This window comes from Sphingomonas guangdongensis, from assembly GCF_900199185.1.
Taxonomy (GTDB): domain Bacteria; phylum Pseudomonadota; class Alphaproteobacteria; order Sphingomonadales; family Sphingomonadaceae; genus Sphingomonas; species Sphingomonas guangdongensis.
Genome location: NZ_OBMI01000003.1, coordinates 726129 through 738773, shown reverse-complemented (window position 1 = coordinate 738773; position 12645 = coordinate 726129). Strand labels below are relative to the sequence as shown.

The 12645-nt window shown below is 67.0% G+C and carries 13 protein-coding genes; 6 read left to right on the top strand and 7 right to left on the bottom strand.

The annotated features are described in order from the left end of the window. Together CRO12_RS15775 and CRO12_RS15770 are read left to right on the top strand one after the other, a co-directional pair. Positions 1-510, top strand: coding sequence for an RNA polymerase sigma factor (locus tag CRO12_RS15775; protein ID WP_088368483.1), 510 nt, complete (start codon positions 1-3; stop codon positions 508-510). Further along, on the top strand, positions 507-1277 hold the full coding sequence (locus tag CRO12_RS15770) for an anti-sigma factor family protein (protein ID WP_058733713.1): 771 nt from the start codon (positions 507-509) through the stop codon (positions 1275-1277). The genes CRO12_RS15775 and CRO12_RS15770 overlap by 4 nt, the downstream gene beginning before the upstream one ends. A gap of 51 nt (positions 1278-1328) precedes the next feature. Here CRO12_RS15770 and CRO12_RS15765 read toward each other — a convergent pair whose 3' ends face one another. Further along, the gene (locus CRO12_RS15765) at positions 1329-1841 is read right to left on the bottom strand and encodes an MgtC/SapB family protein (protein WP_058733712.1); all 513 of its coding nucleotides are present in this window, start codon (positions 1839-1841) and stop codon (positions 1329-1331) included. Further along, entirely contained in the window at positions 1838-2905 is a 1068-nt protein-coding gene (locus tag CRO12_RS15760) for a molybdopterin-dependent oxidoreductase (protein ID WP_097064887.1), read from the bottom strand. Before CRO12_RS15760 ends, CRO12_RS15765 begins: the two co-directional genes overlap by 4 nt. A 146-nt stretch (positions 2906-3051) precedes the next feature. Between CRO12_RS15760 and CRO12_RS15755 the strand changes: the two genes are divergently transcribed. From CRO12_RS15755 to CRO12_RS15740, 4 genes are all read left to right on the top strand, one after another. Next, the gene (locus CRO12_RS15755; RefSeq protein WP_058733710.1) at positions 3052-3924 is read left to right on the top strand and encodes a LysR family transcriptional regulator; all 873 of its coding nucleotides are present in this window, start codon (positions 3052-3054) and stop codon (positions 3922-3924) included. Further along, positions 3921-5072: a TDT family transporter gene (locus CRO12_RS15750; protein WP_097064886.1), complete on the top strand. Its 1152-nt coding sequence runs from the start codon at positions 3921-3923 to the stop codon at positions 5070-5072. The genes CRO12_RS15755 and CRO12_RS15750 overlap by 4 nt, the downstream gene beginning before the upstream one ends. Positions 5073-5161: 89 nt before the next feature. Then, entirely contained in the window at positions 5162-6397 is a 1236-nt protein-coding gene (locus tag CRO12_RS15745) for a molybdopterin-dependent oxidoreductase (protein ID WP_097064885.1), read from the top strand. A 12-nt stretch (positions 6398-6409) separates the two neighbouring features. Beyond that, positions 6410-6892, top strand: a complete 483-nt coding sequence (locus CRO12_RS15740; protein WP_021224435.1) for a c-type cytochrome — start codon at positions 6410-6412, stop codon at positions 6890-6892. Between the two features lie 221 nt (positions 6893-7113). Here CRO12_RS15740 and CRO12_RS15735 read toward each other — a convergent pair whose 3' ends face one another. From CRO12_RS15735 to CRO12_RS15720, 5 genes are all read right to left on the bottom strand, one after another. Continuing rightward, a complete protein-coding gene (locus CRO12_RS15735; protein ID WP_272695657.1) occupies positions 7114-7992 on the bottom strand; it encodes an exonuclease domain-containing protein in 879 nt (292 codons plus the stop codon). Between the two features lie 99 nt (positions 7993-8091). Then, positions 8092-8718: an SOS response-associated peptidase family protein gene (locus CRO12_RS15730; RefSeq protein WP_179641054.1), complete on the bottom strand. Its 627-nt coding sequence runs from the start codon at positions 8716-8718 to the stop codon at positions 8092-8094. A gap of 13 nt (positions 8719-8731) precedes the next feature. Beyond that, positions 8732-9100, bottom strand: coding sequence for a hypothetical protein (locus tag CRO12_RS18070; RefSeq protein WP_179641053.1), 369 nt, complete (start codon positions 9098-9100; stop codon positions 8732-8734). After that, entirely contained in the window at positions 9090-9365 is a 276-nt protein-coding gene (locus CRO12_RS15725; RefSeq protein ID WP_097064883.1) for a hypothetical protein, read from the bottom strand. The genes CRO12_RS18070 and CRO12_RS15725 overlap by 11 nt, the downstream gene beginning before the upstream one ends. A 3-nt stretch (positions 9366-9368) precedes the next feature. Then, positions 9369-12632 carry an error-prone DNA polymerase gene (locus CRO12_RS15720; protein ID WP_097064882.1) on the bottom strand — a complete coding sequence of 1088 codons (3264 nt, stop codon included), beginning with the start codon at positions 12630-12632 and terminating at the stop codon, positions 9369-9371. Positions 12633-12645: the final 13 nt, after the last annotated feature.

Here is a 12645-nt window from a genome sequence, read left to right as displayed (position 1 = left end):
ATGGACCCTCTTGCCGCCGCGATCGAACCCCTGATCCCCGGCCTGCGCCGCTATGCCCGGTCGTGGCTGCGCGATCGGGCGATGGCGGACGACGTGGTGCAGGATTGCCTCGAGCGCGCGGTCGGGCGATGGCGACAGCGGCGCGGGGTGGAGGTTCGCCCATGGGTCTACGCGATCCTGCACAATCTGTTGGTCGACCATCAGCGGCAGCGTAGCCGGCGAGGCACGGCGGTTCCGCTCCACCTCGTGGATGACGCCGCGCTCGGCCGTCCGGCCGATCAGGACACAGGCCTGCACCACCGCGACCTGCTGCGCGCGCTTGATGCGTTGCCTGAAGAGCAGCGAACGGTGCTGCTCCTCGTATCGGTCGAGGGTCTGCCCTATGCGGAGGTCGCTGCCGTCGTCGGCGTGCCGCTGGGCACGGTGATGTCGCGCATATCGCGGGGGCGCGACCGTCTGGCGACACTCCTCCGGGAGGGTGAACGGCCGCGATTGAGGAGCGTGCAATGACCAGCCCGATCGGCGAGGACGATCTGGCCGCATGGATCGATGGCAGGTTGTCGCCCGAGCGGCAGCGCCTGGTTGACGCCTACCTTAAAGGCCAGCCGGATCTGCATGCCCGTTTGCGGGAGCAGGCGGAGCAGGCGCGAGCCCTTGCATCCCTGTTCACCACGATCGCGGACGAACCCATTCCGGCGACGATGCGCGTGGCAGCGATCAGGGGACGGCAAAGGCAACCGCGTTGGCAACTCGCCATTGCCGCGTCACTTCTGCTGGCGTTGGGGTTTGGCGGGGGCTGGTCGAGCGCGCGGTGGAGCGGTGAACCCCGCGCGGGCATCGCGGCGCTGGCCAACGAGGCGAGTGACAATTTCCGTGTCTATGCCGCCGACCGGATACGACCGGCGGAAATCGGCCCCGACCAGCGCGCCATGCTGATCCGGTGGACCTCCGCCCGACTGGGTGAGCGCGTCACCATCCCGGACCTCAGCACAGCCGGCTATCGCTATGGCGGGGGGCGATTGGTCGCGACGCCTCACGGCCCTGCGGCACTGCTCCTCTACGACGGACCGCAAGCGTCGAAACTCGCGGTGCTGACGAGGCCTATGCAGATCGACAAGACCGCGAGCATGACCAGCACGTCCAGCGGGACCATGGGCCGGGTCACATGGGCGGTTGATGGGATCGGCTATAGTGTGGTGGGCGAGCGACCCGCGGCCGAGTTGCATCCGATCGCCGACGAGGTCCGGCGCCAGGCCGATGCGGCGCTGGTGTCCTGATTGCACCTTGCCGCTTCCCGACGCCGACAGGCACCGGGCGATCCAGCGGGATCACGGCTTGCGCTCGACGTCCTTCCTGTCGGCCTCGGCCGGCGTCCGGCGAGCCCGCTCGCGGATGCGGCGTTCCAGCGGCGCACCGACGAACAGGACGAGCATTGCAAGGCTCACCCCGCCGATGATGAGCGGCCACACTGCCAACCCCGCTGCCGCGCCGATCGTGGCCGTCACCCAGATGCACGCGGCGGTCGCCAATCCATGCACTTCCTGACCCTGGCCGACCCGCAGCACCGCGCCGGCACCGATGAAACCGACGCCTGTCAGAATGCCCTGCATCGCCCGCCCTGCGGCGTCGGCGTTTACATTTGGCAGGCCACTATGCACGACCGCCTGCACGGCGATGCAGCTCGCCAGACCGACCAGACCCAGCGTTCGCAAGCCCATGATCTGCCGGTTCTCGCGCGAGCGTTCCCAGCCGAGCACCATCCCGGCCGCGGTCGCCACCACCAGCCGCCCGATCGCATCGATCCAGAAGCCGATGTCCGATGCCGCTGACGCTTCGATCATTCGACCAGCACGTGGACGTGATGCCAGGCGGTGCACAGATATCCGGCGAAGTTCCACATCGTGTCCGGCCGTTCGGGCTGTCCCTGTCCAGCCCCGTCGAAGGCGCGCACGACAAGGTGCTGGCGACCTTTGGCAAGCGTGGCGTCGAGGGTCCAGCGCCGCCAACCCCAGTGCGTCTCCGGATCATCGGCGAACGTCGCCTGTTGCCACTCGCGACCACCGTTTACCGACACTTCGACCCGAGAGACGCGGCGATCATAGGCGATGGCATAGCCCTCGATCCGCACCTCCCCGGCCGGCAGGCTTTCGCCAGAGCCGGGCACGCAGATCGCGGCGTTGAGCGGCATGGCGTTGATCGTCAGACCCTGGCTCCAGTCGACGGTGTCGCTCGTCACATCGGCGGGAAACAGCTTGTAGTCGTGCGCCTGGATCGGTGCGTCGGAAGGCGTGTCTCGCACCTCGATCCGTGTCAGCCATTTGGCGCTGCGCACGCCTGCATAGCCCGGCACCACCATGCGGAGCGGGGCGCCATGTTCGGGCGTCAGCGGCTCGCCGTTCATCGCCCAGGCAATGAGGACGTCGGGTTGCCGCGCCTTGTCCATGGCGATCGAGACCCCGAACAAGGCTTCTTCGCCCTCCACGTCCACCTCGTCGGCGCCGGTGAACGCCACGAACAGGTTGGACGCATCAGGCGCGCCAACTGCATCGAGCACATCGGCCAGGCGTACGCCGGTCCACTCCGCATTGCCAATCGCGCCGACATCCCAAGGATCGCCCGACGTCTTGCCGACCTGCTGGAGGTCCGTGCGCCGGTTACCCGCGCATTGGAGCACGGCTGTCACCGAGTGCGTGGAAAACGTAGCTTTCAGTTCCTCTACCGAGAAAGAGCGGCTCGCCATGCCCGTCCCGCTCACCTCGATCCGATGATTGGCGGGCAGATCCGGCACTGGCCCGTGGCTGCGCACGTAGAACAGCGCCTGCGGCGTCAGGAACCGCTCGATCAACGCACTGGGCGTCGGCTCGGCGTTGTAGGGATCGGATTTGCGCTCGATCATATCGGTCATGGACGAACAAACGCCGCAAGCGCGCGGATCGCTTCAAGTCTTCAAGACCATCACAGACGAAAGGCTGCCGATCGTTCCGATATCCAGATTGGAATGAGCAGATCAAACGGTTGGTCGTATCGATCAGATTGCGCGATATAAGCTGCATGACCCTGGAGCAGCTCAGAATATTCGTCGGTGTCGCGGAGCGCGAACACGTCACCAAGGCAGCGGAGGTGCTGAACGTCACGCAGTCTGCTGCCTCCGGCGCGATTGCTGCCCTCGAAGCGCGCTACGGGGTTCCTCTGTTTCACCGCGTCGGGCGTGGCATCCAGCTGACCGAAGCAGGCCGCGGCTTTCTGGAGGAAGCGCGCGCGGTGCTGGGGCGGGCAGCGCATGCCGAGACGATGCTGGCGGACTATGCCGGGCTTGCCCGTGGTTCATTGCGGATCGTCGCCAGCCAGACGATCGCGAGCTACTGGTTGCCGGCAAAGCTCGCCGCCTTCCACGAACGCCACCCGCAGATCGCGGTTGAGCTCGCGATCGACAACACCGAAGGTGCGGCAGCGCAGGTCCTGAGCGGCGCGGCGGAACTCGGCTTTGTCGAGGGCGAGGTGGACGAACCGGCACTCGCCCACTGGACTGTCGGGCGTGATCCGATGGTGCTGGTCGGCCGCGAGGACGCCGAACGTGTCGACGAGGCCTGGCTGCGCACTGAACGCTGGATCGTCCGTGAGCTGGGATCCGGTACGCGCTCGACCTTCGAGGACGTGCTGCGAACGCGCGGGTTTGATCCGGCCCAGCTGACGATAGCGATGACGCTGCCGTCCAACGAGGCGGTGCGTACCGCGGTCGAGGCCGGTGCCGGCGTTGCCGTCTTGTCGCGATTGGTCGTAGCTCGTGCGCTCAAGGCCGGTGACCTTGTCGAGCTGCCGCTCGGGCTGCCCGACCGCGCCTTTCACGCGCTGCGCCACAAGGAACGCTATCGCACCCGCGCGGCCGACGCGCTGACGGACCTCATCAAGGAGCAGGTCGCATGACTGCCGACACGCACTCCGTTCTGAGCGGCCTCAAGCCGCTCAGCCGGCTCGATCACCCCCGCGAGATGATCCGCCAGTTCACGCCCAACTGGTTCGCCGCGACGATGGGCACGGGCATCCTCGCGCTCGCACTGCCGCAGGTACCCGGCATTGGACCCTCGCTGAAGCCATTCGGCGAGGTGTTGTGGTTCTTCAACATCGCACTCTTCGCGCTGTTCGCCGGCCTCTATGGCGCGCGCTGGGTGATGTTCGGGCATGAGGCGCGGCGCATCTTCGGGCACAACACCGTGTCAATGTTCATCGGGACCATCCCGATGGGGCTGGCGACAATCATCAACGGCTGCCTCGCCTTCGGCATCGCGCGGTTCGGGAATGGCATCGTACCGGTCGCGCAGGTCTTGTGGTGGATCGACGTCGCCATGTCGCTCGCCTGCGGCGTGCTGATCCCGTACCTGATGTTCACCCGCCACGAGCATAGCCTGGACGGCATGACCGCGGTATGGCTGCTGCCGGTCGTCGCTGCCGAAGTGGCGGGTGCCAGCGGCGGGCTGCTCGCGCCGCATCTGGCCGATCCCCACGCGCAGCTAGTCACGCTTGCGACCTCCTATGTGCTGTGGGCCTATTCAGTGCCGGTCGCGTTTGGCATCCTCGCCATCCTCATCCTGCGCATGGCACTCCACAAGTTGCCGCATGAAAGCATGGCGGCATCCTCCTGGCTGGCGCTGGGGCCGATCGGCACGGGTGCTCTGGGCATGCTGGTGCTCGGCGCGGATGCGCCGGCGATCCTCACCGCGCACGGGCTAGCCGGCGTCGGCACCGTCGCGCAGGGGATCGGCGTTGTCGCCGGGCTCTGCCTGTGGGGTTTCGGCCTGTGGTGGCTGGCGCTCGCGACGCTTATCACCATCCGCTACTGGCGCGCTGGTGTGCCGTTCAACCTGGGCTGGTGGGGCTATACCTTTCCGCTCGGCGTCTACACCGTCGCCACCTTCCGCCTCGGCACGACGCTGAACCTCGGCTTCTTCGGCATAGCTGGCACGGTGCTGACAGTCGCGCTTGCGGCGATGTGGCTGCTGGTCGGTGCCAAGACGCTGGCTGGCGCATGGCGGGGCAACCTGTTCGTCTCGCCCTGCATCGCCACCCCGAACTGATCCGCCGTGGTGATCGGATCAGTCGGTTCGATCACTTGCAGAACGCCCCTTCGATCCGCCAGCGTGGCTGGCCACAGGAGAGCCTTGTCATGGACAATTTCGACGCCGGGCTGGCGAGTGAGACCAGCCGTCGCCGCTTTCTCAGGCATGCCGCGCTCGGCAGCGCCGGCCTTGCCGCAGCACCTGCGCTGGCACAGCAGCTCGTCGACCTGAAGCTGCCTGGCGGCAATGCCGAACGGCCGATGACCAGCGCCTTTCCCGGCAAGGGCAGCATGATCCTCCAGCGTGTCCATCCGCCTTTGCTGGAAACGCCGATGGACGTGTTCGACAAGTCGGTGTTCACGCCCAACGACCAGTTCTTCGTCCGCTGGCACTGGGCCGATATCCCGACCTCGATCGATGTCGAGACTTTCCGCCTCAACGTCTTCGGCCACGTCAACCGGCCGCTGTCGATCAGCCTCGCCCAGCTGCTGCGCCTGCCGCGGGTCGAGATGGCGGCGGTCAACCAATGCTCGGGAAACAGCCGTGGGCTGTTCCAGCCACGTGTTGCCGGCGCGCAATGGGGCAACGGCGCGATGGGCAATGCCAAATGGCTCGGTGTGCGCCTGCGCGACGTGCTCGACCTCGCCGGGGTCAAGACAGGCGCGGTGCAGGTGCGCTTCGGTGCGCTCGATCAACCGGTCGTGGCGGGCGCCCCTGACTTTGAGAAGGCGCTCGACATCGACCATGCCCGCGACGGCGAAGTGATGATCGCCTTCGGCATGAACGGCGAGCAGCTGCCGCTCCTCAATGGCTTTCCCTGCCGGCTGATCGTGCCGGGCTGGTACTCGACCTATTGGGTCAAGATGCTGAACTCGATCGAGGTACTGCCCGGCCCCGACGACCAGTATTGGATGGCCAAGGCCTACAAGATCCCCGCGACGCCGGGCGCGAATGTCGCGCCCGGCGCCAGAGACTTCCCGACTGTCCCCATCAACCGCATGATCCCGCGCAGCTGGATGACCAGCCTGCCCGATGGCCAGACGATAGCCTATGAGGCATCGATCCCGGTCGGCGGCATCGCGATGGGCGGCGACTGCGGCGTCGCCAAGGTCGATGTATCGTCGGACGGAGGCCGCACCTGGTACAGGACGACGCTCGGAGCGGACGAGGGCAGGTACAGCTTCCGTCGGTGGGATGGTCGCGTGCCGCTGCGACGCGGTGCCAACCCGATCATGGTGCGCTGCTGGAACACCAACGGTGTCGCCCAGCCGATGAAGCCGATCTGGAACCCGGGCGGGTTCATGCGCGGCAATATCGAGACCACCACCATCATCGCGGCCTGAGGAGCGAGTAGCATGAAGACCCCGTCTCCCGGCATCATGGCCGCTGGCCTGATCGGCCTGACCGGCATTATCCTCGTCTCGATCGGGGCGCCGAGCAGCCGCAAGGCGCCTGCCCCGATCTCCGAGACATCCGAGCCGGCACCGCCCACCAGCGTCTCAGCCCGCGGCTTTTCGCTCGCCTCGACCAGCGTCGACCTGCCGGTCGATGACGCTACCTACCCCGATGGTCCGCACGCCGACGTCATCAACGCCAACTGCACTTCGTGCCACTCGGCCAGCATGGCGCTAACTCAGCCTGCGCTGTCGGCGGACCAGTGGAAGGCGACCGTCACCAAGATGCGTGAGGTGTACAAGGCGCCGGTGGCCGAGAAGGACGTTGACGCGATCGTTGCTTATCTCACCGCTATGCCGAGCCAGAAAGCGGCACCCGCAACCGGCAAGGCACAGGATCCCGACCCCAAGGTGGCTCCTGATGTCTCAGGTGGAACCGGATAAGCAAACCTCTCGCATAATCTAAAAAGGCGATTTCGACAGACGATCGGCAGCCTTCAGTAGGACTTTTTCAACACCCACGATCGGTTTTGATAGTCGGCTCGATGAGACGCCGCGGCAGAGGGAAAGAGCGTCTCAAAAACCTTTCTCGAATGCACCCCGCCTTCTCGACCCTCAGTCTTGAGTTTTGAGAAGCAGCCGATCGCCCGGCAGACGGCTTCCGATCAAGTGCCCTGCATGTCCCCGATTTCACTCTCGCCGAGTATGCGCAGAGCAGCGCCGGCGCCTCGGAGCTCTTCTGCCTTTCGATATGGAGCGCTCGCCTCGACGAACCTGCCGTACGGTTGATCATCGCTGACGACGAGCATCGTCGTCGTCGTGCCGACCGAGGCGACGACGCGCGCACCCAGCTCTGCCAAGCGAACTGCCAGCGGACCGTCACGAGCTTGTCCGAGAACAAATGCTCGTTCGCCTTCGAGGCAGCCATCTGCCGCCGGCTTCGGCGCCGGGCCACCCCGCGGGTTCGCCGGCTTCAGCCAACCCGCGAGGTCGATCCCGGTATGGTCGATCGCCCTGACGATCACCATTCCCGCTGCCCGGGCGTCGCTGAGCGCGTCATGGTGCTTGTGCCGTACGCCCAGGAAGCGGGTCAGCACGTTAAGCCGATGGCTTGGCAAGTCGGGCCAGGCGCGCTTCGCCACCCGCACGCTATCCAGCCACGTCGTTTCGATCGTGCGCCGGTCATGAAAGCGGCAGGCGGCCGCAAGCGCGCCCTTGTCGAAGTTCGAGTGCGCGACCGTGACCCGGCCGGCGAGGTGACCGTCAACGAGCTCATGGATGTGGCCGAATGTCGGCTTGCCCACGACGTGATCGCAGCTGATGCCGTGGATGCGCGTGTTGAAGGGCGAGAACTCGTCGCAGGGATCGACGAGGGTCTCATAGGCGAACACCTCCCGTCCGTCCCGAAAGCCGACGATGCCGATCTGGCAGATGCTGCTGACGCGCGAACAGGCGGTCTCGACATCGACGACGACGAAGTCGACGCTTGGTTCTGCGGCCGCAGCGCCTTCTACCTCGGTTCGCATGCTCGTCATGAGGTTCATCGTCCGGAACATACCATGTCCGGCGCGGTTCGCTAAGCCAGTCAGACCGCGGCGGGGCGTGGCGGCCAGTACCGATCCATCGGGTGTAGAGCGGCAGCGTCAGGCCGCGCTCATCAGCTGCGACGGATAGGCCGACACGAGGGGTAGCGCCTCCTCGGCTGGTGCCGTGAGCCAGCGTTCATGATCTTCCGCCATGAGGATGACCGGCATGGCCTTGGGGTGCTTGGGTGCAACAAGTGCATTCGGCTCGGTCGTACAGAAGGCATAGACGCGGTCGTGATCCTGATCGATCTTCCAGACGCCCGCAAAGCAGGGCTCTGGCTGGTCCGCGACGGTGAACCACCAGTTCGTGTCGCCCGGCCCGCTGCGATCGGCGACGGCCTTCGGTTCGGCAAAGCGCGAGAAAGGCACGAGGCAGCGATGCTCGGGCTTGAGCAGCCAGGGCCGCCACATGTTGCTCGAAAGATTGCGGCAGTTGGTCCACCAGTCATGCAGGAAGGGCATCTCGCCTTTGCGCGCCGGCCGCTTGCGCGGCTTCCGGGTCGGGAACCCCCACTTCATGGTGCTGAGCACGCGCTGCCCGGCGTCCATGCGCACCACATAGCCGGGCTTGCCGGGGGCGGCGTAATCCTTGGTGACCTCGAGCTCGTTGCAGGCGTCCTCGCCGGCCCGGAAATAGTCGAGATACTCCCAGCGCTCGACCTTGAGATTGTACAGGTTGCACATGGCGGCGATCCGATCACGAGCGGTAGCGCGACACAACCCTCTTCCACTCATGGCGGTCGGGGTAGGGCGGTTGCGGCCCTTCGGGTTGCTCGCGGGTAACGACGAAGCGGGGCCGAACAACGCAACCGCCGTCTCGGCAGGGCTGGCAGCATAAACGCCGGATCGCCTGCGGCAGGCCATCGTCCCAGCCACGCCTCACGAACAGCCACCAGAGCGGGATCGCATCGAGGAGACGGACGTGGCCGCAGGCCGGACACGTCAGCCGGAAGGTTCGGCGATGGAGCGCGCATTGTTCGAGCGTCCGCAGCTTGCGCCCGACATGATCGATGGCGTCGTCGGCCCGACCCGGCGACGGGGTTACCTGACCCGGTTCAGTCTTCATGCCGGCCTGCCAGCCGCAGCTGCCGGACGATGCCGTTGAATGCGGCGGTGGTACCCTGGGCGCGGCCGATCTCGTTGTCTTGGCTGGCCGCGTCCCAGAACAGCTCGAGTGGCCAGCGTTCGGGGCAGTGCGGCAGCAGGCAGCGCAGCGCCAGCCGGACCTCGACCGCGTCGACCCGCATCTCGCCCGAGCGAACCATGGCGGCGCGAAGAATGTGGAGCGACAGGGAAATGATTACGCGCTGATGGCGCGGCAGACTTGCCATTGCTCACCGGAAGTCGCGCGTCTTGACCCGCACGACCTCCTCGGGATCCAGGCCGGCGGCATGCGGCGGCCAGTAGCTGTCGCGAGGGGACGGCTTCCAGCCTGCGTCGCCACGATCGGGCGAACCTGCATGGCGGGCGCCGTCGCCGCGGCCGGTCGCGTGCGGGAAGTCCATCTGTCCGACCCTGGAGAGCAGGTCGCCATAGTCGACGATCCGATCGCAGATGACATGGATGACCTCGCCCTCCTTCTGGACGCGGCCCTTCATCCCGATCATCGCAGCGGACATGACGGTGCGGCGCTGCGCCTCGAACCGGTCAGGCCAGAGGATGCCGTTGGCGATCCCGCTCTCGTCCTCGATGGTGATGAACAGCACGCCCTTGGCGGACCCAGGCTTCTGGCGGACGAGGATGATGCCGGCGACCTCGACATGGCGCCCGTCGCGGATGGTCGCGAGATCGGCGCAGCGCTTGACCCCGCGCCGGGTGAGATCGTCGCGGAGGAAGGCGAGCGGATGGGCGCGCAGCGACAACTGCAGCGCCCGATAATCCTCGACGACCTCGCGTCCGTCCGACATCGGCTTGAGCGCGACGGTCGGCTCCAGTCCCTCCGGGCTGAACGCCGCCTCGCGCTCGTCGGCGGCGGCAAACAGCGGCAGCGGCGCCTCGCCGAGCCCGCGCACCTTCCACAAACCCTGCCGCCGATCCTCGCCCAGCGCGTGGAAAGCGTCAGCTTCGGCCAGCCGTTCGATCGCGGCGCGGGGCACGCCGGCGCGGCGCCAGACCTCCTCGACCGACTGAAACGGCGTTTCGCCCCGCGCGGCGACGATCGCGGCGCCATGGACGTTGGCGAGCCCGCGGACCTGCCTGAGCCCGAGGCGCACGGCGAGGTAGCGCCCGCGGGTCGGCTCGAGCGTGCAATCCCAGCGGCTGGTGTTGATGCAGGCCGGGCGGACCTCGACGCCATGCTCGCGGGCATCACGCACCACCTGGGCGGGCGCGTAGAAGCCCATCGGCTGCGCATTGAGGAGCGCGCAACAGAAGACGTCGGGATGATGATACTTCATCCAGCACGAGGCGTAGGCGATCTTGGCGAAGCTGGCGGCGTGGCTCTCGGGGAAGCCGTAGGAACCGAACCCCTCGATCTGCTTGAACGTGCGCTCGGCGAAGTCGCGCGGATAGCCGCGCTCGACCATCCCGCCGACCAGCTTCTCGAAGAAGTGGCTTACCCCACCAGTGAACTTGAACGTCGCCATCGCGCGCCTGAGCTGATCGGCCTCGGAAGGCGTGAAGCCGGCACCGACGATCGCGACCTTCATCGCCTGCTCCTGGAAGAGCGGCACGCCGAGTGTCTTCTCGAGCACCGCGCGCAGCTCGGGACGGGGGTAGTCGGGCTTCTCGATCCCCTCGCGGCGGCGGAGATAAGGGTGGACCATGTCGCCTTGGATGGGACCAGGGCGCACGATCGCGACCTCGATCACGAGATCGTAGAAGCGCCGCGGCTTCATCCGCGGCAGCATCGACATCTGCGCTCGGCTTTCGATCTGGAAGACGCCGAGCGTGTCCGCCTTCTGGATCATCGCGTAGACGTCCGGGTCGTCATCCTGGAGGTCAGCCATGCCGACCCGGATGTCCTTGGCCTCGTCGAGCAGGTTGAAGGCCCGGTTCATGCAGCCGAGCATGCCCAAGCCCAGCACGTCGACCTTCATGAACTTCAAGGCGTCGATATCGTCCTTGTCCCACTCGATCACCTGCCGGTCGACCATCGCCGCGGGCTCGATCGGCACGAGGTCGTCGAGCCGGTCATGGGTCAGCACGAACCCGCCGGGATGTTGGGACAGGTGGCGGGGTACGCCAATCAGCTTGCGGGCGAGGTCGAGCGCCAGCCGCAGCCGGCGATCCGCCATGTTCACCCCGAGCTCGTTGACCTGCTTCTCGCCGACACCTTCCTGGCTCCAGCCCCAGACCAAACCGGCGAGCGCCTTGGTAAGGTCTTCGGGCAGGCCGAGCGCTTTGCCGACCTCGCGGACCGCACCGCGGGCGCGATAGCGGGTCACGACCGCGGTCAGCGCGGATCGGTCACGGCCGTAGGTCTCGTAGATCCACTGGATGATCTCCTCACGGCGCTCATGCTCGAAGTCGACGTCGATGTCGGGCGGCTCGCGGCGCTCGCCCGAGACGAAGCGTTCGAATAATAGCTCGTGCTTGATGGGGTCGATGCTGGTGACGCCGAGCACAAAGCAGACGCAGCTGTTCGCCGCCGAACCGCGCCCCTGGCAGAGAATGCCGCGCCGACGGCTCTCCGCGACGATGCTGTTCACGGTCAGGAAGTAGGGCGCGTAGCCAAGGTCGCCGATCAACCGCAGCTCATGGGCGATCTGTTTCTGGTAGGGGAGCGGCACGCCGTCTGGGAACATCCGCCCAGCCGCCTCGCGGGTCAGCTGCTCGAGCGCGCCTTGCGCCGTCAGTCCCTCGACCACCTCCTCGTGTGGGTACTGGTAGCTGAGTTCGCCGAGATCGAAGCGACACGCCCTCGCGATGTCGGCCGTCGCGGCGATCGCGTCGGGGAAGGCGGCGAAGCGACGCTCCATCTCCTGTGGCGACTTGAGGTGGCGATCGGCATGCCGCTCGCGGCGATGCCCGAGCGTGTCGACGGTGCACTTCTCGCGGATGGCGGTGACCACGTCCTGCAGGAGGCGCGCCTCGGGCGCGTGGTAGAGCACGTCGCCGGTTGCGACCGCGCGCACGCCGGCGGCCGTTGCCTGGGCGGCGAGTTCGTGCAGCCGCATCGCGTCGTCTGGTCGGCGGCGCAGTGCCAGCGAGCAGTAGCCGCGGGTGCCGAACGCCTCCCCGAGCTCCTCCAGGTGGCGGGCGGTGGTCTCGCCGGGCAGGTCGGGCAGCAGGATCGCGATCAGCCCCTCGGCGCGTGCCGCGACATCGCTCCATCCAAGCGTGCAACCGCCCTTGCCGGCGCGGGACTTGCCGAGCGTGAGCAGCCGGCTCAGGCGCGACCAGGCAGGGCGGTCAGTCGGGTAGAGCAGCAGGTCGCGGCCATCGTCCAGCAGGAGCCGCGCGCCCGCGATCAGCCGGACCCCGGTCGCCTTCTGCGCCTCCCAGGCGCGAACCACGCCGGCGACGCTACCGAGGTCGGTGACGCCCAGCGCCGTGTGTCCGAGCAGGGCGGCGGCGGCGAACAACTCGTCGGGCGACGAGGCGCCGCGCAGGAACGAGAAGTGGCTCGTGACCTGCAGCTCCACATAGCCGGTCATGACGCCGACCTGC

What these genes read in the sequence shown, in the direction of transcription:
- CRO12_RS15720 (WP_097064882.1), bottom strand. Translation starts at nt 12,632, where the DNA reads ATGACCGGCTATGTGGAGCTGCAGGTCACGAGCCACTTCTCGTTCCTG.
- CRO12_RS15745 (WP_097064885.1), top strand. Translation starts at nt 5,162, where the DNA reads ATGGACAATTTCGACGCCGGGCTGGCGAGTGAGACCAGCCGTCGCCGC.
- CRO12_RS15750 (WP_097064886.1), top strand. Translation starts at nt 3,921, where the DNA reads ATGACTGCCGACACGCACTCCGTTCTGAGCGGCCTCAAGCCGCTCAGC.
- CRO12_RS15735 (WP_272695657.1), bottom strand. Translation starts at nt 7,992, where the DNA reads ATGAACCTCATGACGAGCATGCGAACCGAGGTAGAAGGCGCTGCGGCC.
- CRO12_RS15770 (WP_058733713.1), top strand. Translation starts at nt 507, where the DNA reads ATGACCAGCCCGATCGGCGAGGACGATCTGGCCGCATGGATCGATGGC.
- CRO12_RS15730 (WP_179641054.1), bottom strand. Translation starts at nt 8,718, where the DNA reads ATGTGCAACCTGTACAATCTCAAGGTCGAGCGCTGGGAGTATCTCGAC.
- CRO12_RS15740 (WP_021224435.1), top strand. Translation starts at nt 6,410, where the DNA reads ATGAAGACCCCGTCTCCCGGCATCATGGCCGCTGGCCTGATCGGCCTG.
- CRO12_RS18070 (WP_179641053.1), bottom strand. Translation starts at nt 9,100, where the DNA reads ATGAAGACTGAACCGGGTCAGGTAACCCCGTCGCCGGGTCGGGCCGAC.
- CRO12_RS15775 (WP_088368483.1), top strand. Translation starts at nt 1, where the DNA reads ATGGACCCTCTTGCCGCCGCGATCGAACCCCTGATCCCCGGCCTGCGC.
- CRO12_RS15725 (WP_097064883.1), bottom strand. Translation starts at nt 9,365, where the DNA reads ATGGCAAGTCTGCCGCGCCATCAGCGCGTAATCATTTCCCTGTCGCTC.
- CRO12_RS15760 (WP_097064887.1), bottom strand. Translation starts at nt 2,905, where the DNA reads ATGACCGATATGATCGAGCGCAAATCCGATCCCTACAACGCCGAGCCG.
- CRO12_RS15765 (WP_058733712.1), bottom strand. Translation starts at nt 1,841, where the DNA reads ATGATCGAAGCGTCAGCGGCATCGGACATCGGCTTCTGGATCGATGCG.
- CRO12_RS15755 (WP_058733710.1), top strand. Translation starts at nt 3,052, where the DNA reads ATGACCCTGGAGCAGCTCAGAATATTCGTCGGTGTCGCGGAGCGCGAA.